The organism is Marinomonas sp. FW-1, from assembly GCF_005222245.1.
GTDB lineage: Bacteria > Pseudomonadota > Gammaproteobacteria > Pseudomonadales > Marinomonadaceae > Marinomonas > Marinomonas alcarazii.
Map to the genome: position 1 here is coordinate 2506978 of NZ_CP025987.1, position 25519 is coordinate 2532496.

Annotated in this window: 24 protein-coding genes; 9 read left to right on the top strand and 15 right to left on the bottom strand. The window is 43.2% G+C overall.

Annotated elements, in window-relative coordinates:
- Positions 1-7: 7 nt before the first annotated feature.
- The 5 genes from nqrE to C1X04_RS11735 are packed head-to-tail and all read right to left on the bottom strand — an operon-like array spanning position 8 to position 4606.
- Entirely contained in the window at positions 8-616 is a 609-nt protein-coding gene (gene nqrE / locus C1X04_RS11715) for an NADH:ubiquinone reductase (Na(+)-transporting) subunit E (protein ID WP_110573502.1), read from the bottom strand.
- The gene (locus tag C1X04_RS11720) at positions 617-1279 is read right to left on the bottom strand and encodes an NADH:ubiquinone reductase (Na(+)-transporting) subunit D (protein ID WP_110573504.1); all 663 of its coding nucleotides are present in this window, start codon (positions 1277-1279) and stop codon (positions 617-619) included. It abuts the gene before it with no gap.
- Positions 1279-2076, bottom strand: coding sequence for a Na(+)-translocating NADH-quinone reductase subunit C (locus C1X04_RS11725; protein WP_137170018.1), 798 nt, complete (start codon positions 2074-2076; stop codon positions 1279-1281). Before C1X04_RS11725 ends, C1X04_RS11720 begins: the two co-directional genes overlap by 1 nt.
- Positions 2069-3265, bottom strand: coding sequence for an NADH:ubiquinone reductase (Na(+)-transporting) subunit B (locus C1X04_RS11730; RefSeq protein ID WP_110573509.1), 1197 nt, complete (start codon positions 3263-3265; stop codon positions 2069-2071). Before C1X04_RS11730 ends, C1X04_RS11725 begins: the two co-directional genes overlap by 8 nt.
- A gap of 3 nt (positions 3266-3268) precedes the next feature.
- Complete coding sequence (locus tag C1X04_RS11735; RefSeq protein WP_137170019.1) at positions 3269-4606, bottom strand: Na(+)-translocating NADH-quinone reductase subunit A; 1338 nt, start codon at positions 4604-4606, stop codon at positions 3269-3271.
- A 440-nt stretch (positions 4607-5046) separates the two neighbouring features.
- Between C1X04_RS11735 and folX the strand changes: the two genes are divergently transcribed.
- Genes folX through C1X04_RS11750 form a run of 3 tightly spaced genes read left to right on the top strand, consistent with a single transcriptional unit; the run spans position 5047 to position 9651 of the window.
- Positions 5047-5415 carry a dihydroneopterin triphosphate 2'-epimerase gene (folX, locus tag C1X04_RS11740; RefSeq protein WP_110573514.1) on the top strand — a complete coding sequence of 123 codons (369 nt, stop codon included), beginning with the start codon at positions 5047-5049 and terminating at the stop codon, positions 5413-5415.
- A 7-nt stretch (positions 5416-5422) separates the two neighbouring features.
- Positions 5423-8836, top strand: a complete 3414-nt coding sequence (gene mfd, locus C1X04_RS11745; RefSeq protein ID WP_137170020.1) for a transcription-repair coupling factor — start codon at positions 5423-5425, stop codon at positions 8834-8836.
- A complete protein-coding gene (locus C1X04_RS11750) occupies positions 8833-9651 on the top strand; it encodes a CsiV family protein (RefSeq protein ID WP_110573518.1) in 819 nt (272 codons plus the stop codon). Before mfd ends, C1X04_RS11750 begins: the two co-directional genes overlap by 4 nt.
- A gap of 71 nt (positions 9652-9722) precedes the next feature.
- On the opposite strand, the gene sohB is transcribed toward C1X04_RS11750, so the two are convergent.
- Positions 9723-10766 (bottom strand): protease SohB, encoded by a 1044-nt coding sequence (sohB, locus tag C1X04_RS11755; RefSeq protein ID WP_342767497.1) that lies wholly within the window; start codon positions 10764-10766, stop codon positions 9723-9725.
- Positions 10767-11015: 249 nt separating this feature from the next.
- On the opposite strand from sohB, the gene nhaB reads away from it, so the two are divergent.
- The gene (gene nhaB, locus C1X04_RS11760) at positions 11016-12518 is read left to right on the top strand and encodes a sodium/proton antiporter NhaB (RefSeq protein WP_110573520.1); all 1503 of its coding nucleotides are present in this window, start codon (positions 11016-11018) and stop codon (positions 12516-12518) included.
- Positions 12519-12662: 144 nt separating this feature from the next.
- On the opposite strand, the gene dnaQ is transcribed toward nhaB, so the two are convergent.
- Genes dnaQ through C1X04_RS11775 form a run of 3 tightly spaced genes read right to left on the bottom strand, consistent with a single transcriptional unit; the run spans position 12663 to position 14553 of the window.
- Positions 12663-13376 carry a DNA polymerase III subunit epsilon gene (gene dnaQ / locus C1X04_RS11765; protein ID WP_110573522.1) on the bottom strand — a complete coding sequence of 238 codons (714 nt, stop codon included), beginning with the start codon at positions 13374-13376 and terminating at the stop codon, positions 12663-12665.
- Positions 13373-13816, bottom strand: coding sequence for a ribonuclease HI (gene rnhA / locus C1X04_RS11770; RefSeq protein ID WP_254682252.1), 444 nt, complete (start codon positions 13814-13816; stop codon positions 13373-13375). The genes dnaQ and rnhA overlap by 4 nt, the downstream gene beginning before the upstream one ends.
- Positions 13816-14553: a class I SAM-dependent methyltransferase gene (locus C1X04_RS11775; protein WP_110573524.1), complete on the bottom strand. Its 738-nt coding sequence runs from the start codon at positions 14551-14553 to the stop codon at positions 13816-13818. Before C1X04_RS11775 ends, rnhA begins: the two co-directional genes overlap by 1 nt.
- 93 nt (positions 14554-14646) lie before the next feature.
- Between C1X04_RS11775 and gloB the strand changes: the two genes are divergently transcribed.
- Both gloB and C1X04_RS11785 read left to right on the top strand, forming a co-directional pair.
- On the top strand, positions 14647-15420 hold the full coding sequence (gene gloB, locus C1X04_RS11780) for a hydroxyacylglutathione hydrolase (RefSeq protein ID WP_137170021.1): 774 nt from the start codon (positions 14647-14649) through the stop codon (positions 15418-15420).
- Positions 15421-15474: 54 nt separating this feature from the next.
- Positions 15475-17124, top strand: coding sequence for a LysM peptidoglycan-binding domain-containing protein (locus tag C1X04_RS11785; protein WP_137170022.1), 1650 nt, complete (start codon positions 15475-15477; stop codon positions 17122-17124).
- 84 nt (positions 17125-17208) lie between these two features.
- Here C1X04_RS11785 and C1X04_RS11790 read toward each other — a convergent pair whose 3' ends face one another.
- The 4 genes from C1X04_RS11790 to C1X04_RS11805 form a co-directional block, all read right to left on the bottom strand.
- Entirely contained in the window at positions 17209-17499 is a 291-nt protein-coding gene (locus C1X04_RS11790; RefSeq protein WP_110573531.1) for a pyrimidine/purine nucleoside phosphorylase, read from the bottom strand.
- A 52-nt stretch (positions 17500-17551) separates the two neighbouring features.
- Positions 17552-18439, bottom strand: coding sequence for a transcriptional regulator GcvA (gcvA, locus tag C1X04_RS11795; protein WP_342767498.1), 888 nt, complete (start codon positions 18437-18439; stop codon positions 17552-17554).
- 114 nt (positions 18440-18553) lie between these two features.
- Positions 18554-19900 carry a DEAD/DEAH box helicase gene (locus C1X04_RS11800; protein ID WP_110573535.1) on the bottom strand — a complete coding sequence of 449 codons (1347 nt, stop codon included), beginning with the start codon at positions 19898-19900 and terminating at the stop codon, positions 18554-18556.
- Positions 19901-19986: 86 nt separating this feature from the next.
- The gene (locus C1X04_RS11805) at positions 19987-20532 is read right to left on the bottom strand and encodes a DUF1285 domain-containing protein (RefSeq protein WP_137170023.1); all 546 of its coding nucleotides are present in this window, start codon (positions 20530-20532) and stop codon (positions 19987-19989) included.
- 199 nt (positions 20533-20731) lie between these two features.
- Here C1X04_RS11805 and C1X04_RS11810 point away from each other — a divergent pair, with 199 nt between their 5' ends.
- Complete coding sequence (locus C1X04_RS11810) at positions 20732-21691, top strand: methylenetetrahydrofolate reductase (RefSeq protein ID WP_110573539.1); 960 nt, start codon at positions 20732-20734, stop codon at positions 21689-21691.
- On the opposite strand, the gene C1X04_RS11815 is transcribed toward C1X04_RS11810, so the two are convergent.
- Entirely contained in the window at positions 21684-22694 is a 1011-nt protein-coding gene (locus C1X04_RS11815; RefSeq protein ID WP_137170024.1) for a glycosyltransferase family 9 protein, read from the bottom strand. The two genes, C1X04_RS11810 and C1X04_RS11815, sit on opposite strands and share 8 nt — an antisense overlap.
- A 108-nt stretch (positions 22695-22802) precedes the next feature.
- Between C1X04_RS11815 and C1X04_RS11820 the strand changes: the two genes are divergently transcribed.
- Together C1X04_RS11820 and C1X04_RS11825 are read left to right on the top strand one after the other, a co-directional pair.
- Positions 22803-23513 (top strand): 3-deoxy-D-manno-octulosonic acid kinase, encoded by a 711-nt coding sequence (locus C1X04_RS11820; RefSeq protein ID WP_137170025.1) that lies wholly within the window; start codon positions 22803-22805, stop codon positions 23511-23513.
- Entirely contained in the window at positions 23506-24435 is a 930-nt protein-coding gene (locus tag C1X04_RS11825) for a lysophospholipid acyltransferase family protein (RefSeq protein ID WP_110573545.1), read from the top strand. Before C1X04_RS11820 ends, C1X04_RS11825 begins: the two co-directional genes overlap by 8 nt.
- A gap of 64 nt (positions 24436-24499) precedes the next feature.
- Here C1X04_RS11825 and C1X04_RS11830 read toward each other — a convergent pair whose 3' ends face one another.
- Positions 24500-25483 (bottom strand): LLM class flavin-dependent oxidoreductase, encoded by a 984-nt coding sequence (locus tag C1X04_RS11830; RefSeq protein WP_137170026.1) that lies wholly within the window; start codon positions 25481-25483, stop codon positions 24500-24502.
- Between the last annotated feature and the right edge of the window lie 36 nt (positions 25484-25519).

Here is a 25519-nt window from a genome sequence, read left to right on the forward strand (position 1 = left end):
CAGCCAATTAAAGCTGAACACCAGAAAATGACATAAAACCTAAACTCATCAAACCGACAGTAATAAACGTGATACCAAGACCACGAAGACCTGCAGGAACATCTGAATATTTAAGTTTCTCCCGAATACCAGCAAGCGCAGCAATCGCCAACGCCCAACCAACACCAGCACCTACACCGTAAACAAGACTTTCACTAAAGTTATAGTCACGTTCAACCATAAATAAAGAGGCACCCATGATGGCACAGTTCACAGTAATAAGAGGCAAGAATACACCCAAGGCGTTGTACAACGCAGGCATATACTTATCCAATGTCATTTCCAATATCTGAACGACAGCGGCGATAACACCAATGTAGCTCAACAAACCTAGGAAACTAAGATCAACACCTGGTAAACCAGCCCACTCTAGAGCGCCGTCAACCAACAGGTTTTGATATAGCAGATTGTTAAGCGGAACTGTAATTGCCAAAACAACCACAACCGCAATACCTAAACCTATCGCTGTTTCTACTTTTTTAGACAACGCTAAGAAAGTACACATACCAAGGAAGAAGGCCAAAGCCATGTTTTCAACAAAAACAGCCTTAACAAACAGACTTATTAAATGTTCCATTTATAGCGCCTCCTGAGAACGAGAATTCGCTGCAATCTTGAATTCAGGTTCTTCAATCTGTTCTTTCTTGTAAGAACGCAGAGCCCAAATAACCAAGCCAATAACAAAGAATGCACTAGGTGGAAGCAGCATCAAACCATTAGGTTGGTACCAGCCGCCATTCTGAACAGTAGCAAAGATCTCGACACCAAATAGCTTACCAGCACCAAGCAATTCACGGAAAAAGGCAACAACAATCAACATTGCGCTGTAACCCAAACCGTTACCAATACCATCTACAAAGCTCATTATTGGGCCATTTTTCATCGCAAACGCTTCTGCGCGTCCCATTACGATACAGTTCGTAATGATAAGACCTACGAATACAGAAAGCTGTTTACTGATTTCGTAAGCAAATGCCTTCAAAACCTGATCCACCACAATTACCAAAGAGGCAATAATGATCATCTGCACAATGATACGAATGCTGTTTGGGATATGGCTACGAATAATCGCAATAAAAAAGCTTGAGAAAGCCGTTACCAAGGTTAAGGCGATTGCCATAACCAAACTAACTTTCATGCTACTTGTTACAGCCAATGCAGAACAAATACCCAAGATCTGCAAAGCAATCGGGTTATTAGCAAGAATTGGCCCAAAGAGGACTTTTTTCACATCAGACATTATTGAACTCCTTCGCTACGTAGTTGCGATAAGAACGGCCCAAACCCTTCCTGACCCAACCAGTATTGAACAAGATGAGTAACACCACGACTTGTTAGTGTAGCACCAGACAAACCATCCACTTTATGCTCAGCATCAGGATCAGAACTATCTACCCCACCTTTTACAAGATGAATGACAGGCTCACCTTCACCGTTGTAGATCTCTTTACCTTTCCACAACGCTTTCCAGTTCGGGTTATCAACCTCACCACCCAATCCAGGTGTTTCAGCTTGGTCATAAAAACCAAAACCAATCACTGTATTGAAGTCACTCTTCAAAGCCATAAAGCCATACATAGTTGACCATAAGCCGTAACCATGTACAGGCAGAATGATACGGTCAATATTATCGCCCGATTTTACAAGATACACCGCAGAGAAATTTGAACGGCGTTTAATACCTGCCGGATCATTGCCTCGTAGCGAAATCGATAGACTAGGATCTTTCGCGGCTGCTTTTTGATCAAAAGTAGACGGTTTGATACCTGCACTATCAAGTTCAGCCTGAGTAGCAAAGTCGCCCGTTTGCAAATTAACAATACGAGTTTCAACCGATTCAAAAATCTCATCAACTGATTTGCCAGGTTCAAGCATGCCAGCTGCAGATAAAATATTACGCTTACGGTCTAAGTCTTTGTTGGTGTTCTGGATAGGCTTTAAACCTACCGCTGCGGCTGCAACAAAAATAGAACAAACCAAACACAAAGATAAAGCAACTATAATGGTCTTTTTAATACTATCGTTACTGCTAGCCATTGCGTGCAATCCTCCGTTTAATGTTTGCTTGAACAACAAAGTGGTCAATAAATGGTGCAAACAAATTCGCAAACAGAATCGCCAACATCATACCTTCTGGGTATGCAGGGTTAACAACACGAATTAGAACAACCATTAGGCCAATCAAGGCACCGTAGAACCACTTACCACGATTTGTCATAGATGCTGACACTGGATCTGTCGCCATGTACATCATACCGAAAGCAAAGCCACCTAAAACTAGATGCCAGTACCACGGAGTAGAGAACATTGGATTTGAGTCAGAACCAATCACATTAAACAACGCAGAGGTTAAAATCATACCCAGCATAACACCAGCAACAATACGCCACGCAGCGATTCTCATCACCAACAACGCACCACCACCGATTAAGATAGCAAGAGTAGAAGTTTCACCCATTGAGCCTTGAATAAAGCCAAAGAAAGCATCAGACCAAGCAACCGTCAAACCAGGCACGCCACTAGCAGCAAGCTGACTTAGTGCTGTTGCACCAGAGAAGCCATCAACTGCAGTCCAAACCGCATCACCAGACATAGACGCTGGGTAAGCGAAGAATAGGAAAGCACGACCCGCTAACGCTGGGTTAAGGAAGTTTTTACCTGTTCCACCAAACACTTCTTTTGCAAGCACAACACCAAAAGTGATACCTAGAGCCACTTGCCATAAAGGCACAGTCGCAGGCAAAGAAAGGGAGAAAAGGATAGAGGTTACAAAGAAACCTTCATTCACTTCATGCTTACGCACAGAAGCAAACAAAACTTCCCAGAAGCCACCAACAACAAATGTAACAAGATAAACAGGCAAAAAGTACATTGCCCCGTAAATCATATTGTCCCAAATGCTTGAGGCATCATAATTAGTAAGACCACCAATAATGGAATGGCGCCAAGAATCCGCCGCTGTAACGCCCATTGCGTCCATCGCCGTATTTGCTTGAAAACCAATATTGTACATACCAAAAAACATTGCAGGGAATGTACACATCCACACCAAGATCATAATACGCTTCATATCAACCGCATCACGAACATGGGAGCCATTCTTAGTAACAGAACTTGGACGATAGAAAATAGTATCTACTGCTTCGAACAGCGCATACCATTTTTCATATTTACCACCTGAATGAAACTCAGGTTCCATTTTATCGAGTACTTTTCTAAGCCCCATGAATTAACCCTCTTTCTCTATTAGAGTTAGGCAATCACGAAGAATCGGGCCATATTCGAACTTACCTGAGCAACTGTAAGTACACAAAGCCAAATCTTCTTCATCTAACTCAAGCGCACCAAGCTTTTGAGCTTGCTCCGTATCATTCACAACCAACGAACGTAATAGTTGAGTTGCCAAAATATCAAGCGGCATAACACGCTCAAAATTACCTAGCGGCAACATAGTACGATCACTACCATTGGTAGTTGTTGTCATATTGAATGATTTCTTACCAGTCAGCTTTGACAAAAACACATTCATAATCGAGTGTTTTTCTACACCGGCACGAAGATAGTGCATCATTTGACGCTCGCGACCTTCAAGCAAAACAGACACTTGATTGTGGTAGCGACCCAAGAAAGCAAAAGGGCCAGCCGCATTACGACCAGAAAAAACAGAGCCAGAGATCACTCGGTTTTCACCATCTGCTAATTCACCCGCCAACAAACCATCTAAGCTTGCACCAACTTGAGTGCGAAGCAAACGAGGCTTTTTAACTTGAGGGCCAGCGATAGAAACAACACGCTCAACACTTAGTTCACCTGAGACAAACAGCTTGCCGATAGCAACAACATCTTGGTAGTTAATAGACCAAACTGTTTTCTTATCGCTTACTGGGTCAAGAAAATGAATATGCGTACCAGCAAGACCCGCTGGGTGAACACCGGCAAATTCTTCAACGGTCACTTCAGACGTTGTTGGAATTTTAGTTCCTGGCGCCTTACAAACGAACACCTTACCTTCAGTCAAACGCGCTAATACAGTAAGACCGTCTGCGAATTCTTCTGCTCGATCTGCCAGCACAACCTCTGGAGAGGCTGCCAATGGATTCGTATCCATCGCAGTAACAAAAATAGAATGCGGTGCTGAATCGATTTCAGGTACTTTCGAGAATGGACGCGTACGGAATGCTGTCCATAATCCAGATTCCACTAGATTATCAACAACCTTACTGCGTTCAAGAGACTTTAATTCTGAACCGGAATAAGATGCGAAGACTTCAGACTCATTACCTTCGACACTAATTACGACAGATTGTAAAACACGTTTCTGACCACGATTGATCTCAGTTATCGTTCCAGAAGCAGGAGCCGTATATTTTACGCCTTCTGTTTTCTTATCCGTAAAGATAACCTGACCTTTCTTAACCTTATCCCCTTCCTTAACTAACATGGTAGGTTTCATGCCATGGTAGTCAGGACCGATCACAGCAACTGTTTTAGCAGCAGCAGCCGTCTCAATCACTTGATTGGGAGCACCAGAGATCGGAAGATCTAGGCCTTTTGTAATTTTATACATATGTTCTGCCCAACAATAAATTGAACACCAAAAGCGCAATGCGAATAGCTTATGCTCCCCTCCGGGAAAGCATGCACAAGCAAACAATTACTTTAAGATAATTGTAAAACGCAAACTCACTTCACCAAAAAACCGACGTATTATAATGATCATTCCCGCCATTGACCAGCTCATGACGTCGTCTTTAAGCATCAACTTTTATTTAAAAGCACAACTTTATCCTTATTCACTGAGTTGCGACCTTAAAAAATCCTTTTTTTTGTTGTTTTATTACTAGATGAAAGGATGCCACCGTCACTTCAACATCCCTCTCTGTAAAAAATCAGATAAACCGATCTAAAAAATGCTTCTCACCGTACTTTAAGCGAGTTGCCATACAAGATCGAAAACGACACAATACCGCCTAACTATTTAGTAGGCCCGAACATGGAAGAAAAGCTATGATAAAACCAGAAGCTCAAATTCATATTAAGAACTTACGCTTACGAACTTACATTGGATTCAATGAATCTGAAAAACAGAACAAGCAAGACGTCGTAATCAACGCTTGGATTCAATACCCAGCGTCTCAAGCCTACGATACAGATAACGTTGAAAATGCAGTAAATTACCGAACCATTTGTAAGCAAATGATAGCTCATACAGAGAACAACCGCTTTCTTTTGCTTGAAAAACTCACCGCGGATCTATTAGCACTGTGCATGGAATCAAGCCATGTCACCTTCGCAAAAGTTGAAGTCGCAAAACCACACGCTTTGCGTTTTGCCGATTCCGTCTCCTTAACACTGTCCGCAACGAAAGAACAATAAGCCCAACATGCCAGAAACCGTATCAATCACCTCGAAACCAGGCTTTAGAAACACCATACATGGATTAGACGGCAGCCGCAAAGCGCTACAGCTGCTAGCAATCGCTTCTCAATATAAGCAGCCCATTCTCTTTATGGCCAATACCGTTGCCGAATTAAATGAGCTCGAAGATGAAATACAGTTTCTTAATAACCAGAATAAAGACATATTAAGATTCAGTGACTGGGAAACCTTACCGTATGATGCCTTCTCCCCCCATCAAGACATCATTTCCCAGCGACTTGAAACATTAGCCAGACTGACAGAAAGCAAGAACCCAATCATTCTCACCACGATTGCTTCTTGCTTAACTCGTCTTTGCCCTAAACAACACATTGACGCACAGCGCTTTCATTTAGCAGAGGGCCAAGAACTTCCGCTCGAGCAGCTTTCTCGAAAGCTCACCAACGCTGGTTATCTAAATGTAGAAAATGTCCACGAACACGGGGAATACGCTATTCGTGGTGCGCTGATGGATGTGTATCCAATGGGGGCGGAAAACCCCATTCGAATAGATTGGTTTGATAACGAAATCGACTCCATTCGATGGTTTGACCCGGAAACTCAGCGCAGCATCAGCAAAATTGCAGAAATCAAAATGCTTCCAGCAAAAGAGTTCCCAACCACACCTCAGGGGATTCAACAATTTCGCCAAGCATTTAGAGAGCGCTTTGAGACAAATCCGCTTTCTAGCCCTATCTACCAAGACATCTCCAGCGGCATTATTCCTGCGGGAATAGAATACTATTTACCGCTATTTTTTGAGCAAACAGCCAGCGTCTTTGACTATTTGCCAGATAATACCTTTTTAGTGAGATCGGACACTTTCAATGAGCAGCTAGCCAGCATCCAGCTCGATTTCCGCAGCCGTCATGAATCGCTAAATTTCAACATCGAACGCCCTATTTTAAAGCCTGAAGAAATCTGCTTAAAAGAAGAAGAGTTTTTTTCTCAACTTAATCAATACACCAACGTAATCTTTTCTGCTGCAGGCGAACACCCAACCTATAAAGCCGTCGAAAATGTAAAAATCGACTCAAAAGCACCACAGCCACTAGGCTTACTACAACAATTCCTTGCCAACACATCGGCTCGGGTGCTTATTGTTGCCGAATCAGCAGGTCGTCGTGAAGCCCTGCTTGATCTACTAAAAAAGCACAGCATCAAACCGAAATATGTCGAAAACTGGAATGCTTTCACGAAATCGACAAAATCCTTAGCGATCACAGAAGGCAACATTGGTCGCGGCTTCAGTATCAGTGATGAGTTAATTCTGATTCCAGAAAGCGAGATTTTAGGTGAGCGCGTATCCCAGCATCGTCGCAGAAACAAACAGAACAACATCAGTGAAGACGCGATTATTCGTAACCTCACCGAATTAAGGCTGAACGCGCCTGTCGTACATATAGACCATGGTGTTGGCCGTTATTTAGGGCTAACCAACCTACAAATTGACGGGCAAGAAACGGAACTATTAACGCTTGGCTACGCCAATGACGCAAAACTGTATGTGCCCGTGTCATCTTTGCAGCTTATTTCTCGTTACACAGGAGCAGACGAAGACACAGCCCCACTGCATAAGCTAGGCACAGACAAATGGAGCGTCGCCAAACAAAAAGCCGCTGAAAAAGCTCGCGATACCGCTGCTGAACTATTGGAAATATACGCTCAACGCGAGGCTCGTGTGGGCTACGCTTTCGCTAAACCCGACGACCAATATGAGCTGTTCGCTGCAGGCTTTCCATTTGAAGAAACACCAGACCAGCAGATGGCCATCGACGCCGTAATGAAAGACATGTTATCCAAAAAACCAATGGATCGACTAGTTTGTGGTGATGTAGGCTTTGGTAAAACAGAAGTGGCTATGCGAGCGGCCTTCTTAGCCGTTCAGGATGGCAAGCAAGTCGCCGTGCTTGTACCAACCACCCTATTGGCACAACAACACTACGAAAATTTCTGTGACCGCTTCGCCGATTGGCCTGTGGAAGTTGAGTTATTGTCTCGCTTCCGTTCAGGCAAACAGTCCAACTCAGCCATCGATCGTTTAGAATCAGGTAAAGCTGACATTGTGGTGGGCACTCACAAGCTTATTCAAAGTGATATCAAGTTTGCTAATCTAGGGCTTGTGATCATTGACGAAGAACACCGCTTTGGCGTCAAACAAAAAGAACAATTTAAGGCGTTACGAGCAGAGGTCGACATATTAACCCTGACGGCCACACCAATTCCTCGGACGCTTAATATGTCCTTGTCTGGCATCCGTGATTTATCCATTATTGCCACGCCACCAGCTAAGCGTCTGTCCGTTAAAACTTTCGTGAAGCAAAAAGATGAGCACCAAATTAAAGAGGCCATATTGCGAGAACTGCACCGTGGCGGACAAGTGTATTATCTACACAATGAAGTACAAACCATTCAAAAAGCAGCTGAAGAGCTAGCAGAACTTATTCCGGAAGCCCGCGTCATTGTTGGTCATGGTCAGATGCGCGAACGAGAGCTAGAGCAAGTCATGTCAGACTTCTACCACAAACGCGCTAACATTCTTGTTTGCTCAACCATTATAGAAACGGGCATCGACATTCCAAACGCCAACACCATAATTATAGAGCGCGCCGATAAATTTGGTCTTGCCCAGCTACATCAGCTACGTGGTCGAGTGGGACGATCTCACCACCAAGCTTACGCCTATTTGCTAACACCAAATGACCGCAAAGTCACAGGCGATGCGGAAAAGCGCTTGGAGGCCATCACTCTAGCCGATACATTGGGGGCAGGCTTTACCCTCGCTACACACGATTTGGAAATACGCGGCACAGGCGAATTACTAGGAGACGGACAAAGCGGACATATCGAACATGTTGGTTTCTCATTGTTTATGGACATGCTCGACCGTGCTGTGAAGTCTTTAAAGAATGGAGAATCGCCAGATGTTGATATCTCCTCTCCAGCTCAAACAGATGTCAACTTAAGAGTCCCTGCACTTATTCCTGAAGATTACTTAGGCGATGTGCACTCACGACTGATATTGTATAAACGCATCGCCAGTGCAAAAAGCGCTGAAGAACTCAAAGACCTTCAAGTGGAAATGATAGACCGCTTTGGCTTGCTACCGGACGCAACGAAAAACCTATTCAGGCAGACCGACTTGAAACTCAAAGCAGAAACGTTGGGCATTAATAAAATTGAAGCCAACGCGAAAGAAGGTAAAATCTTCTTCAGCAGCAAAACACCAGTCGACCCTATGAAGCTGATTAAGCTCATTCAGACCAAGCCTGATATTTACAAATTAGTAGGATCAGATACATTAAAGTTTCTGGCCCCAATGAATAGTGCAGAAGAGCGCTTTCAACAAACCACCATGACATTGGAATTATTACATTGAAATCTTTAATTGCGATAGCGTTATCACTTACGCTAATGAATACTCAAGTGTTTGCCGATGATGGGGATATAGATCCAGACACGGCTAGAGCCTATCAAGGCTACTTGGTGACTTTCTTGTGGCCAGAGGGCCAATCAACTGAGCAGGTCGACTATAAAAATGTGCTATCTACCGACCAACTAGTTAGGTTAACAGATGAAGAAGCCGCTGCGCCAATTAGTGTTAGCCAAGAGCTAGGAAAAGCCCCTTTCGGCAACATCGAAGACAAAATTGGAAGCCATACAAAAATTTTAGTTAATAAAACATGGACGTTGATCTTCAAGCACCCAGGCGACACTATTTATAAAAGCTTTCATAGCCAGCAAGCAAAAGACAACTACCCTGAACTAACGGGCAGTATCTCTATTAAATTAGGGCGATACCTAGAGTCCGATATCCACTATCAGCATTACCTTTTTGATAGTTTCACACTTCCGGACTCTGACCAATTCGGCCTCAATAACGAATCAGAGAACGCGAGTTTCTTCACTGAAACAAGCCGTGAAAACAGTGCAGCCAAGCCAGAGTTCAAAGAGTTCGAGCCAGCGCTAGTCCTAAAGTTAAATGAAAGCAATAAAACAGCCAGTAAAAAAGTTAATTATTTGGACCATCCAATCATTGGCACTCTTCTTTATTTTGAGCCCATCGAACTAGAAGATGCCATTGAAAAGATAGCGCTTCAAACCATCAGCCCAGAAACTGGGGCGAGTCTTAACTACAACGACCTTAAAAGCACTAACGAGTTGGCTAAACGCACAATTTCAACTCAAGAATAGCCCCATAAAAAAGGCCGCATTCATAGAATGCGGCCTTTTTAAATGCATTAACCAAGACAAGTACGTCGAAGTTAATAACCTCGCGATTGCGTTAAACGGCTAAACCAAGACACCGCTTTTTGCTCAACCACAGAAAAGAAAGACAAACCTAAACGTTCCGCCATTCCCTTTGGTTGTTTATAGACAACGCGCACTACCTCTGTATCGTGATAATGAGACACCAAGTACGCATCACTCGTCATCACCACATCAACCAATTTATTTTCCAACGCCTCTGAGCCATACCAAGTATCGCCCGTCGCAATGTCTTCAATATCCAACTGTGGACGCTGACCAGAAACAAAACGCTTAAATAAGCCATGAGTGTCTTCTAGGTCTTGCTTGAATTTTTCACGACCTTCCTCGGTGTTTTCACCCAACATGGTCAAAGTGCGCTTGTAACGACCTGCCGTATGAAGCTCAACATCAATCAAACTTTTATCCAACAATCGATGAACATTCGGAATTTGTGCCACTACACCAATAGAGCCCAAAATAGCAAAAGGAGCGGCGATGATTTTATCGGCCACACACGCCATCATATAGCCGCCACTTGCTGCTACTTTATCAACACAAACAGTCAATGGAATTCCAGCTTCACGAATACGCTGCAATTGAGACGCCGCCAAACCATAACCATGAACGACCCCACCACCACTCTCAAGACGAACAACCACTTCATCTTTCGGCTTAGCAACACTGAGTACCGCTGTAATTTCTTCTCGCAAAGACTCCACTGCGGACGCTTTTATATCACCATCAAAGTCCAACACATATAAGCGCTTTTTATCTGCCTTCTCAGTCTCAGCAGGCTCTTTCTTCTGTGCTTTTTTCTCTAGTTTGTCTTTTTTCTTTTTTTCTTTCTCTAAGTTTTTAAGCGCCTTTTTATCTAACAACTGACGATCGAGCTCAACCTTCATTTCGTCATAGTGCTCATTTAGCTTAGTAACAGACAAACTCCCTGGTTGAGACTTGCGTTTCCCACCTGCCATCATGGCCAACAAAAAACCAATAACCAAAGCCACACTAAGCAGTTTCAACAAAAAACCAGCGTAATCCGCAAAAAATTCCAACATTCACTTCCTCTAAATATTCATAAGTTCTTGGCATATTGGGGGTATTTTTATAAATAACAATCTCTTTCAATGATATAACGCTATAGATACTGTGTTGTATTTACCTTATTATCTGCACACTTTGAACAATCTTCCTAGTTATACCAAGAATAAGAAAGCTAACAAGATTCTTTTGATTGCCCCAGAAAAGTAAAAAAATCCTGTTAGTTTTTTTGCACATTTAAGTGCCTTTCTATAAAGGAGCAACAAATGACACCTTCGTTATCCCAATCGTTTGGAAGAAACTTCCTCGGTGCCTCGCCGCTTTGGTATAAGCAAATAATCTTAGCATTTTTGATTATCAACCCAATCGTTTTGGTCGTATTAGGGCCATTCGTTGCTGGTTGGCTTCTCATTATTGAGTTCATTTTCACACTCGCCATGGCGCTAAAATGCTACCCATTACAGCCTGGCGGACTACTTGCCATCGAAGCTGTCGTGCTTGGCCTTACCACACCAGAAGGCGTGTACTCAGAGGTTTCCCATAACATTGAAGTGATCCTACTTTTGATGTTCATGGTGGCAGGCATTTATTTCATGAAAGATATGCTGTTGTTTATCTTCAATAAACTGCTCGTAAAAGTAAAATCTAAGATCGTTATTTCGTTGATATTTAGCTTTTCTGCAGCCCTACTCTCCGCCTTTTTAGATGCATTAACCGTGACAGCTGTTCTTATTAGTGTTGGCGTCGGTTTTTATTCGGTCTATCACAAGGCCGCTTCTGGCCAAAGTTCTAATAAAAATCACGACCACGGAAAAGACGATTCAATCCTGCCTGTTAACGCCGAAGATCTAAATGAATTCCGCTCTTTTTTACGTGATTTATTAATGCATGGAGCCGTTGGTACAGCACTTGGCGGTGTGGCTACTTTGGTAGGCGAACCACAAAACTTACTTATTGCTAAAGTAGCTGGCTGGAACTTCGGTGAATTTTTCCTGAATGTAGCACCTGTCTCAATGCCAGTTCTACTCTGTGGTTTATTGACCGTAATCGTATTAGAAAAAACAGCTTGGTTTGACTACGGCGCTCAGCTGCCAGACACAGTTCGAGACATTCTGAATAACTTTGAAAAAGAAGAAAGCCAAAAACACACGAACAAGATCAAAGCACAACTTATAGTCCAAGGCATTGTTGCCATTCTCTTAATGTTATCATTGGCATTCCATGTCGCTGAAGTTGGCTTGGTTGGCTTGATGGTTATTGTTTTATTGACGTCATTTAATGGCATCATTGAAGAGCATCGTATTGGCCACGCGTTTGAAGAGTCTCTGCCTTTCACTGCGCTGCTAGTGGTTTTTTTCACTGTGGTATCGGTGATTCATGCACAACATTTATTCCAACCTGTGATTGATGTCGTGTTGAATATGCCAACAAACCAGCAGCCACTAATGCTTTTTATTGCCAACGGATTATTATCAGCCATCAGTGATAACGTCTTTGTCGCCACTGTTTATATTAACGAAATTAAAGCAGCATTGGATGCTGGTAACATTACTCGTGAGCACTTTGATACGTTAGCTGTAGCCGTCAACACCGGCACCAACCTTCCAAGTGTAGCGACACCAAACGGTCAAGCTGCGTTCCTATTCCTATTAACGTCCGCTATCGCACCATTGCTTCGCTTATCTTATGGAAAGATGGTGTGGATGGCGCTGCCTTACACAATCGTTTTGAGTGTTGTCGGCGGACTCTGTGTGACCTACTTATTGTGAGACTCTCTCCCAACACTCAAGCACTTAGCACACCAATGTAAGCTAAGTACTTTTAACGTATAAAAAAGCCCTCTTTCGAAGAGGGCTTTTTTTTGGGTTACACCAAAACATAATCAAGTAAGCTTAACCACACTCACTTATCTGCTAGTGCTTAATCCGCCATAAAGACTGACCTGACTTTTTATCAATTAGATCCAAACGTTCTTCATGAGCCTTTAGCTCATCCGCGTTTGCTCTAATGACTTTCAGTGCGGGACGATCCGCAGAGAAACGACGAATCGATTCGACTTCTCCTTCTTCTTTCGAATCAGAGTCGGAATGATTCGCCAAACCTAAACTGGTCTGGCCGCCCGTCATCAACAAATAGACATCAGCAAGAATTTCGGAGTCAAGAAGGGCTCCGTGTAATTCACGATGAGAGTTGTCTATGCCATAACGTTTACAGAGAATATCAAGATTGTTCTTTTGGCCTGGGTGTTTTTTACGGGCATAAACTAAGCTGTCAAAAACACTGCATACTTCTTCAGTTTTAGGAAAGCCACCGATGCGAGCAAATTCAGCATCCATGAAGCCAATATCAAACGGGGCATTATGGATTATTAGCTCCGCACCTTTAATGAAATCAAAGAACTCTTGGGCAACTTCATGAAAACGTGGCTTGTCTGCTAGAAATTCATTACTAATACCATGAACTCTAAACGCCTCTTCTTCTACTTCTCGATCCGGATTGATATAAACATGAAAGTGACGATTCGTTAGCTTTCGACCAATCATTTCAACGCAACCAATCTCGATAATACGATGGCCTTGTCGTGGATCTATGCCTGTTGTTTCTGTATCAAGAACAACCTGTCTCATGATGCCGCCCTTAACTCTTCAATCCCCTGATTTGCCAACTGATCGGCAATTTCATTGCCTTCAATACCCGCATGCCCTTTTACCCATTTCCATGTAACCTCATGGTACTGGCACTGTTCATCAAGAGCTTGCCACAAATCTTTATTTTTAACCGGTTGCTTGGAGGCCGTCATCCAGCCTTTACGCTTCCAGCCAGCTAACCATTCTGTAATGCCTTTTTGCACATAAGAAGAATCCGTATAAAGTGTTACTGAACACACTTCCTTTAAGGCGCGAAGACCTTCTATAGCGCCCATCAGCTCCATACGATTATTGGTTGTGTCATGTTCACCACCACATAAGCGCTTTTCATGCTCTCCAAAGGTTAACCATGCACCCCAACCACCAATACCTGGGTTTCCTTTACAGGCACCGTCTGTATACATCACAACTTTTTTCACTACTTCATCTCTTTTGCTGTTGGTTTTGTTAAAGGAGGCACCCGAACTCGAGCGCCAGACCAACGAGGTTTTAATGGAATAAAACGCCTAACTTGCTTGGTTGCAGTCATTACATAGACTCCACTAAAAGGTAATTTTAACGGCCTTAATAGCTTATCAATCCAAGCAAAACGGCCCCGCCACTTGCTACTTTGTAGGGGCGGTTCATAATAAATAAAACGGGTCGATTCTAAGGTTAAACCTGCTACTTTCAACCAGTCCTCTAAACGTCTATGACGAATAAATTGCCCACACCAAGGCGCCTTAACTTTCTTACTAAAGAGCCGACGAATCCCCCATAACCCCCAAGGATTAAAACCAATAATGATGAGCTTTCCGCTGGGCAACAAGGTTCTTGCAGCTTCTCGCAAGTCGTCATGGGGTGTGGCAGAAATATCCAACAAGTGATGAAATATATGCACATCAACACCATCAGACTCAAGGGGCAATTCGCTTGCCCTTGCCACCACTGTATTATTAGGCGCTCCGAATTCTAGCGCAGGGGCAATCATAATACTTTCGCGCAGCCGGTGGTTTTTCAATGGCAAATTTTTAAGAGGCGACTGAGTCACTAGATAGTAACCCACAGCGGAATCTAGCTCGGAGTCAAGCTGACTCTTCTCCAGCTCTAATAAGCTTTCACCTAAATTACTTTTGTACCATTTCTGAAAAAATTGTCTTGATTGATCATCCAACATACAATGAATTCTCTATTTATAACGGCATGACGATGTATTTATTTTTTAAGCACGCCATATGAAATATAACAACCTTGATAAAGTTGACAACCTATGACCATCTTTCCGCTCCCTGCTTTTCAGGACAATTATATCTGGATCATCCAAGATAAAGATAGCTCGCGCATCTGGGCAGTAGACCCAGGAGACGCTGAAGTGGTTCTAACTTATTGCAACAAGCATAACATGAGCCTAGTGGGCATTTTGATTACGCACCACCATAAAGATCATACTGGAGGTGTGGCTGAGCTAAAAAAACAATTCAATTGCCCTGTTTATGGACCAAATCACCTAACCGAACTAGTGACGCATCCAATAGCCGAAGGCGACACAATCGACGTGTTTTCAGCAAGCTTTCGCATTCTAGCAACCCCTGGACACACTCTGGATCACCTCTGCTATTTTTCAGACAACCAAGACCCTCTTTTATTCAGCGGCGACACCCTATTTAAAGGCGGCTGTGGACGCATAATGGAAGGCACTCCAGAGCAAATGCTCAAAGCCATGGAAAAGATCTCAAGCTTGCCAGACAACACAATAATCTACGCAACTCATGAATACACATTAGCGAACTACCGATTCGCCCTTTCTCTTGAGCCAGACAATCCAGACCTAATACAGAGCAATAATAATGGTCAAAAGCAACGCTCTAATAATGAAGTAACATTGCCTACGACATTAAGCTTAGAGAAAAAAACTAATCCTTTTTTAAGAACCCATATAACGTCACTAAAAAATCAGGCAGCACAACAACTTAAAGAAAAACCAGCCACAGATTCCGTCGCCGCATTCAGCCAAGTAAGACGCGCCAAAGATAGTTTTAGTTGACCTCTATCGCAACGTCTTTAAAATGAGCAAACTTTATCCAAAATTGTGACCTAAATGACCTATAAAATTTTCTGGATTTGTCTTGCCTGCCTCGTTCTCAGTGCATGCCAAACCACCTCAAAACTTGATCAAAGCAATCCGTCTAATGATTCCGTAGAAGCAACAGAAGACGCAGATGTTCCAGAGGCCGACACAGAGCAATTAGGCTTTATTGATACTGTTCCTCCTGTAGACAGCGCAGAAGAAGAGCAAACAACTCAACCAGATGAGCCCATTGCCGTTATAGAAAAACCAAAAGCACCGGCAGATATTTGGGAAAGAATACGCGCTGGATACGGTCTAGACCTTGATATAGATCGTCCTCGCCTATCATCACAACTTCGCTGGTTTAGCTCTCATCCTTCCTACCTTGACAGAGTGTCAAAGCGTGGTGAGCGCTATTTGTACTACATTGTTGAAGAGCTAGAAAAAGCGGGCATTCCGACTGAAATCGCCCTATTACCGATCGTCGAAAGTGGCTTTGACCCTTTTGGATACAGCCATGGTCGTGCTTCTGGCCCTTGGCAGTTTATTCCTTCGACAGGTCAAATGTATGGACTTGATCAAACTTGGTGGTACGACGGTCGCAGAGACATTATTGGCTCGACCCAAGCCGCTATCGCTTACCTAACACGCCTACATAAAATGTTTGACGGAAACTGGCTACATGCGCTGGCGTCTTACAACTCAGGTGAAGGCACGGTATTAAGAGCGATTAGAAAGAATAAGAAAGCAGGTAAACCGACTGACTTCTGGTCTCTCGATTTGCCAAAAGAAACTCGTGCCTATGTTCCAAAACTCATCGCACTGGCTAAAATCATCAAGAATCCGGAAAAATACAACTACTCAACGTATTTTATCCCGAACAAACCCTACTTTGATGTAGTCAATATCGGCGGCCAACTTGATTTGGCGCAAGCAGCAGATATGGCCGAAATAAGTATCGATGAAGTGTACCTGCTAAACCCAGGCTTTAATCAATGGGCAACGTCTCCAGATGGCCCTCATCGTTTATTAATGCCTATATCAAAAGCCAAACTGTTTAGAACCAAGCTGGCAGAAATACCAAGTAAGGAACGTGTAACTTGGGTTCGCTACACAGTAAAAGCTGGCGACAACTTATTACTCGTTGCGAAACAACACAACACCACTGTGAACGTGCTTCAAAACGTAAACAAGATCTCTTCCACGATGATTCGTGTTGGCCAAGAGCTAATGATCCCTGTTGCTGGTAACGATATAGAAAGCTACACCCTAAGCTCTCATCAAAGATTGCTTGCAAAACAGTCCCGAGCACCAAACCGTAATAGAATAAAAATAAACTACACAGTTAAACCAGGTGATAGTTTGTGGCTAATTTCTAACAAATACTCAATAGACAGCAAAACACTGGCTCGATGGAACAACATGGGCCTTGGCGATCCGCTAATGCCAGGCAAAAAGCTTGTCGTTTGGCTAGAGCCAAAAGCCTCTGAAAAGAGCACTCGCAGTGTGATGAAGAAAGTGGTTTATACCATTCGGTCTGGTGAGTCATTGGCTGTCGTAGCCAATAAATTCAAGGTTTCCATTAACGATATTAGAGACTGGAACCCCAAAGTTGGCAGCCAAAAGTACGTTCAACCAGGCGATAAAGTCACCTTACTTGTTAACGTAGTTGGTGGTTAAGTTAATAACCACACCAAAAGAACCATAAAAAAGGGGCTGATTTAAAAATCAGCCCCTTTTTTTACTCATAAACAAAAATAGAAATTATTCGTAACGGCAAAGGTATGCTGTTGTTTCTTCTACTTTCACTTGGAAGCTTTGATTTGCTTCCACAATAAAAGTGTCGCCTTTGGCGAATGACTTCCAATCAGTTTGTGCTGGTAGCTTAACGGTCAAAGCACCTGATACAACAGTCATGTACTCACGCTGGCTTGTCCCAAACTCATATTCACCAACAGCCATTACGCCTACTGTTGAAGTTCCTTCTGCATTTTCCAACGCAATGGACTTAACCTGATCATTAAAATAGCTGTTCACCGTTAACGCTGTGCTCATATATAAACTCTCATATTTATGTGAAAAAACTTTATTATGGGTAACCCAAGGCTCAAGAATGCTGATTGCCAGCCATCTCTTCAATAATCCACTCTTTAAAAGCCGACATTGCCGATGTTACTGAACGACGCTTTTCATAAACCAAATAAAACGAGCGGTTTGTAATTAAATGCTGATTAAACAGAACCTTTAGCGTCCCAGCTTCTATCTCGGGCATGATTAGCTCAGGGTCTGTTAAAGAAATACCCAAACCTTGTGCCGCAGCACCAGCCGTTAAAGAGCCACTGGAAAACATTAATCCACGACGAAATAATTTAGGATCAAGGTCATGTTGCTGCAGCCAATCGTGCCATTCATCCTTTCGTTTTGTAACATGAAGAAGTGGATAAAAACGCATATCTTCAGGCTTATTTATTGGCTGTTCTGGCTTTATTAATCGCGGATTACAGACAGGCGCAAGACGAGCAGGACGCAGGTAATGCGCTTCAACGTCCTCCCAGTCCCCTGCACCAAAATACACAGCCATATCGATGTCATTTGCAGAAAAATCAATCAAGCCTGTTGAAGAGCTAATCTCAATTTCGATATCTGGGTATCGCTGCTGAAACCGCTCCATCCTTGGCATTAACCAACGCGTAAGAAACGCTGGCGCAACAGCCAATCGAAGCGATCCTGATTTCTGCTTACTTTTCAGCTCAGAAGTCGCATTTTCCAATTGCTCAAAAATACTTTTAATCGGCTTTAAATAAGACTCCCCAGCCTCAGTTAACACTACTTTTCTTTTAGTGCGTCGAAACAATTCAAGACCTAGAAAGCTTTCTAGACCTTTAATTTGATGACTAATTGCAGAAGGTGTTACAGACAATTCCTTGGCTGCTTTATTGAAACTGCCATGTCGAGCCGCAGATTCAAAACACTTCAACGAGTTCAATGGGGGCAAACGATTAATAAGCTCATCTCCAATAGATAAGAAAGATTAACCAATAGCGTGAATATGGTTCACCTGTCAATTAAAAAATCTTTTCTGTTCCAAAAGTCATCTAAAAGCAACGAATTACTCGTCTTCATCACCAAAATTAGGTTTTGAATCAGCACGTTTAGCAGGCAATTTAAACGCCTCAAAACCATCCTGTTGGTTATCATGAAAACGTGCTTTCGCAGGCGCTTTCTTAGTCACCTTTTTAGACGATTTTTTGGACGCTTGGGCTTTAGGCTTTTTACTCACTGAGCGAGCCGGCTTAGGAGGTAACAATCCTTTAAACTTGCCTTCTAGCCCTTCAATCACTTCTGTCGAAAAGGTTTTCTGCAAGAAAGCTTCTATCGCTTTAAAGTTCACCCAATCTTTAGGGCCAACGAGCGAATAAGCATCTCCTTTAAATCCTGCCCGTCCAGTACGTCCGGTTCTATGAACAAATTCTTCAGCTTGTTTTGGTAAGTCGAAGTTAAATACATGCGATACACTGGCAATATCCAAACCACGAGATGCGACATCGGTACTGACTAAGACGTCAAATTGGCCCTTAGCAAAACTTTCCATCGTTTTATTACGAGCGCTTTGCGATAAATTTCCGTTTAATGCCTGAGTCGTCAATCCCCAATCAGCAATCATGTTGGATAAACGAACTGTATCATTCTTCGTTGCCGTAAAAACAATGGCTTGCTTAATCGTTTGCCCCGTCAAAAGGTGCTTTAATAATGCTTCTTTGTGATCTAGGTGATCACACAGTAAAACGTGTTGCGATATGTCTGTGTGCTCATCAAAGCCCTGCCCTACAGCCACACGCGAAGGTTCTCGCAACAGTTCACTGGCAATCGTGCTGACTTCTGTATTATCAAGGGTCGCTGAAAAGAATAACGTCTGACGTTGACGGTGATTTGCAGCCGCATTAATGGCTCTCATGGCATCAGCAAAGCCCAAATCCAACATACGATCAGCTTCGTCCAAAACAAGCAATTCCAGACCTTCTAAAAACACATGACGCTGCTTTAAGTGATCGACCAAACGCCCGGGAGTAGCCACGATAAAGTGCGGATCTTTTTGTAGCAACTTGTGCTGATCGTTAAAGTTTTCACCGCCTTGAATCAGAATTGAAGTAAAACGGCTGGACGCTAACAAAAGTCGTAGTTGTCCATATACCTGTTTTGCCAACTCACGAGTCGGCACCAAAATAACCACTCGTGGATCACGTTTGGACAAGGCTTTCTTTTTATAAACTCGATGCAGCGCAGGCAAAAGGTAAGCAAGTGTTTTTCCTGAACCGGTTTTTGAGGACGCTAATAAATCGCGACCAGCCATTGCCTCTGGGATGGCACGAGCTTGAATTTCAGTTGCCTTATCAAATCCCAAATGACCGATGGACGTTAAAATACGATTATCAAAACCAAATTCTTCAAATAACAAAAAAATACCCCTTTAATACTAAAATACGACGCAAACCAAGTGTTACGTTTAATACTTGTATTATAACCTAGACGCAAAGAAATTCGTCATTCATCTTTCATTAAAAGATAGCTTTTACCCGCACTTATCACCCCCATTCCGGAGCCTTCAGCTGTAACAACTTGTTCCAAGCAGTCAGCGATGCCATAAAACACATTGCGGTTGACCAAAGCCCTCATCCCGTAGCGCATAGAAACATAAGGCCGCTCTTCGTTTTGAAACTTCTCAAGCCAAATATCACAATCAACTCCTAGAATAAGGACATCCTCTGTTTGCGTAATAAATTCAATAGCACGACCCGCGCTTGTCTCTACCCACTGCCAACCCGTCACTAAAAAAGGAGCATCTTCCACTTGAATTCGCACCTTTTCCACCGGTGTCACCAGGAAGTATTCACCTTCCTCAAACCACAATATACGGCTGAACATAGTGACCATAGCTGGACGATTGATCTTCCCACCTTCGTGAAACCACTCACCATTCGCCTTGATCACCATATTCATGTCTCCACAAAAAGGTGGAGACCATGTGTGTACTGGAGGCAACCCTGACGTTTTTGTCTCAGACAACCCCTTTAACTCTTTATTTAACATGACGCCTCCTTAGATTCATCATCGACTCAGCAAGCTCATCAGATCACCAGAAGATTAACCACCTTCACTTCAACTACAATATAATTCAACTTTAGAAGAAAGCCTTGAATTCATTTCACTGTTAGAATAGATCCAACAAACAAACATACCGCAGAGCAGAACACCATTATCCTGCCGCGTCTATTTAGAGTGTGACATTATGAAATCGGAATTGGCAACAAAGTTTCAAGACCCTACACGTGGTATCTACTTTATCGGCACAACGCCACCAAAATCTTCGCTTGAAGAAGAGCAACTCGCACAAGTTAGTCAAAAATTGCTTGAACGTCTTGATAATATCGACATCGATGGTTTGGTTGTTTACGACATTCAAGATGAAACCAGCCGTATTGATAAACCTCGCCCTTTTCCTTTTATGGAAACTCACGACCCGCGAGCTTGGTCTAAACGCCTTCACCAACAGTCTGGAAAACCTGTTATCACTTACAAATCTGTCTCATCTCGTAGCTCAGAAGAGTTTTCAGGTTGGCTTTCTGAAGCATGGGAACAATATGGCATTCGAGACCTAGTCTTGGTAGGCTCACCTTCTTCCAGTGGCGATATTAAATTGCCACTGCCACAGGCTTATGAAACCCTAAAAGCATCTGAACACTCTTTTAATTTGGGCGGTGTCACAATCGCTGAACGCCACGCTAAAAAAGGCGATGAACATTTACGTTTAAGCAAAAAAACAGAAGCTGGTTGTGAATTTTTCATTTCGCAAGCCGTATATAATCACCAAGCGACAGCAGACCTCATCAGCCGTTACGCAAGAACCTGCAAAGAAAAGGGTGAAGCACCAAAACGCATCATTCTAACCTTCACACCTTGCGGCAGCGCAAAAACATTAGAGTTCATGGAATGGCTAGGCATTTCGGTACCAGAAGCAACAAAACACCGTATTTTAGATGCCGAAGCACCACTGGACGAATCTATTAAGATATGTCGAAACGCTTTAGAGCAGATTATCGAAATCGCTTTACCACTAGGCGTTCCTTTAGGCCTAAACATAGAAAGTTTGACCAACCGCAAAGAAGAAATTGACGCCTCTATTCAGCTATACAAGCTATTAAAGGCGACATTAGACCTTAAATTAGCAGAGCAATCTCTGATTAAATAAGCGTTTTTAACTTCGCTAAAACAGACTCTACTTTAATATGCTGCATGGCCTTAGGGTCATGCACGCGTGTTGACCAAGGCAATTCTGCTGCTGGCTTCTGATATTCTTTCTCTACCAGTTCATCGTAAACACTGATCAACTTATCCAAATCGCGGTAAGGCCCAGTACGCCGAGGATCGGAGTGCGCATATAACCCCAAAACAGGCGTTCCCACCAGTGTCGCCATGTGTGCAGGCCCAGTGTCTGGAGAGATAACCAAAGCTGCATTTCTTAACACCGACAACATCATATCCAAGGGTGTTTTCCCAACCAGATTGACAACGTTTTCTGCGCGATCAGCCATGATACTGTTGGCAAAATCTATCTCGTCTTGGGATGGACCACCCGTCATGACGGGACATATTCCTTTCGCTAATAAATAGTCCAATATTGCTTGATAGCCTTCTATCGTCCAATTACGCTCTGCTTGGGACGCAGATGGATTAATCACCACATACTTGGCTGGCAATCCAAATGTTTCAGCAGGCAAAGAAAGCTCGCAAGGCAAAGAAGGCTGATCAACACCAAGCACACTTGCAATAGATAAAAACGAATCCAGTACATGCTCGCCTTTCGGCTCTGGAGCATACTCATTCACAAACCAATGCTGTCGCTCACGAGAATGTGACAAAGCAAAACCTATACGTCGCTTCGCTCGAATCATTCTTGATACCAAACTCGCTCGAATTGACCACTGTAAGTGCAGCAGCACATCAAAGACCTGACCTTTTAACTGAGAGCGTAATGCCAACAAACCAGAAAAACCGCTTTTTTTGTCGTATTCAACAACGTCCACACCTTCCAGCAAGCGCACAAGCTTAGCTTCTAAAGGAGAAGTCACCCAAGTCACTCGCATGGAGGGATAGCGTTTCATAATAGACTGAACCACTGCCATAGCGTGACATACATCCCCCAAAGCGGATAAGCGCACTATCGCCAAATGTTGAATATTCTCTTGCTGCATCTCGTCCTCTAGGGCTGCTTAAATTCAGCAAGTATTATAGAATAGTCGCCCTTGAATGTGTCTAACTTTGTAGACATAACCCACAGAGATCATGACAAAGCGAGTAACATGCCACAAGCTATCAAAATATCGCCCAATACAGTGTTACTAAAAAGCGATCCAGAGCTCCCATTATCCAAGACATGGTTTGATTCTTCATTTTGGCAGTTAGAAGGTGAACTCGCAGGCACAGGCAATGGACGTGGCGCCGTTTGGTTTATCAATAGTCAATTTGGCAAATTTGTTCTGCGCCGCTATCGGCGTGGCGGCTTGATCGCCAAAATTAACAAAGATCGTTTTTTATTTACAGGCAGAGACCGCACCAGACCATGGCTAGAACTCACCCTTTTAGAAACCATGCGCAACTTAGACCTCCCTGTACCACGCCCAATTGCAGGTATCTATTCGGTATCGGCTGGTTTTTATCAAGCCTTACTACTAACTGAAACAATACAAGGCGCTAAAGATTTATTCGACATAATAAAAAGTGATCAACAGGCTCAAATTAATTGGAACGACATTGGGCGAGTAGTAAAACGTTTTCATCAAAATGGCATCTATCATTCTGACCTTAACTGCCACAATATTATGATAGATGAGCAACAGAAAGTTTGGATTATTGACTTCGATAAGTGTGAGCAAAAAACACCTCACTCCAGCTGGATGGAATCCAATGTTGAACGGCTAAAACGCTCACTCGACAAAGAATCCAGCAAACATACAAATTTTCGTGTATCAGAAAAGCAATGGCAGGCTTTTTTGGAGGGATACCATGGCTAAAAAAACGACAACATTAGACAAAAGCATCACAAACTTTTTGGGACCAAAACACTGGTTAAGTTGGGGCGCGATGGGCGTCGCTTATTTACTCAGCTATTTACCTTGGTGTGGCCAAAAATTTCTGGGTAAAATTCTTGGTACGATACATTACGCTTTAAGTTCAAACCGTAAAAATATTTGCCATGTAAATTTAAAAATTTGCTTTCCTGACATGACGGATGCTGAGCGAACTCGATTAGCCAAAGCTCATTTCAAAAGCATGGGGATAGGTGTTTTTGAAACGTTTGCCTCTTGGTTTCAAAATCAGAAAAAGTTTCAATCACGAGTCACATTTGAAGGCCAGGATGTGATCGATCGCGTTCTAGCCAAAGGTCGCGGCTGCATCCTTATTAGTGGACACTTTTCTTCTCTCGATATTTGTGGAGGCCAAATGCCACGCTTTATCGATGTTCATCCGATCTACAAACTACAGAGCAACCCAGTTATGAACTGGGTAATGGAACGTCAACGCCAAGCCATTTTCTCTAAAACTATCGAACGTACTAATATGCGCGAAGTGTTGAAATCACTAAAACAGAACAAAGCGGTTTGGTACGCCGTGGACCAAGATTACGGACGTAAAAATTCAGTCTTCGCCCCTTTTTATGGTCGTCAATGTGCAACGATCGCCCATATTGGCCGTATAGCTAATATGACCAACGCCCCTGTTGTTCTTTACGACTATGGTAGAACAGAGAAAGGCTTTCACTTAAGTCTAACCGAAGTAGAAAACTACCCAACTCAAGATGACGTCGTAAACGCCACTAGAATAAACGAATTGATGGAAGCCATTATCGCTCCCAAAAAAGAACAATATTTTTGGTCTCACCGACGCTTTAAAACACAGCCTGTACCAGGTGATCCTTCACCTTACAAAAAATAAAAAAATAGCCACTAAAGAAACGTCTTTAGTGGCTATTTACCTCACCTATAATATTGCTCTTACCCTACAAGCTATCCCGAACTTCGGCCATTAGACGCAAAGATTTCAATCTGGCTTCGGAGTCATGGATTGGCATAGAGACAATCAATTCATCAACATTTGTTTTTTCTAAGAAACTAGACAGCTGAAAGGCAACCGATGCTTTCGAGCCCACCATAGCGTATTGCAACATATGCTCAACCATGTACTTCTCACTAGGTGACCAAATACCATCCATTGTTTCAACAGGCTTAGAGAAAGGCAGGTTGCGGCTACGACGCAAGTTCACAAACTGCTGCTGTGCTGAGGTAAACAAATATTTTGCCTCTTCATCGGTATCAGCGACGACAGCCATCACCCCCGCCATTGTATGAGGTTTAGCCAGTTGCTCAGACGGTTTAAAGTTACGGCGATATACAGTAAGTGCTTGAATTAACTGATCTGGAGCAAAGTGAGAGGCAAAGGAATAAGGCAAACCAAACTCAGCGGCAACTTGCGCACTGTATAGACTGGAGCCAAGCATCCATAAAGGAACATGCGTGTTACGCCCAGGAACAGCCAAAACACCCTGATCACCACTGCCAAGTAAACGCTGCAACTCCAGCACATCGTCAGGATAGCTATCAACAGAGGCATCCATATTGCGACGCAAGGCTCTGGCGGTTTGCATGTCTGTACCAGGTGCTCGACCTAACCCTAAGTCAACGCGATCAGGATATAACTCAGCCAAAGTACCAAATTGTTCAGCAATAACTAATGGTGAGTGGTTCGGCAGCATCACGCCCCCCGAACCGATTCGAATTTTCGATGTTGCAGCCCCCAAATAGGACAAGACAACAGATGTAGCGGAACTGGCAACACCCGCCATACCATGATGCTCTGCAAGCCAGAAGCGAGCATAATCATGATTTTCAGCGGCAACTGCCATTCTACGACTCATCGCCAAGGATTCTGCAACTGAGTGGCCGTCAGCCACTGGTGCTAAGTCCAATATAGAAAACGGAACCATAATATTTACCTAATAAAGAATATACCTACTATGTAA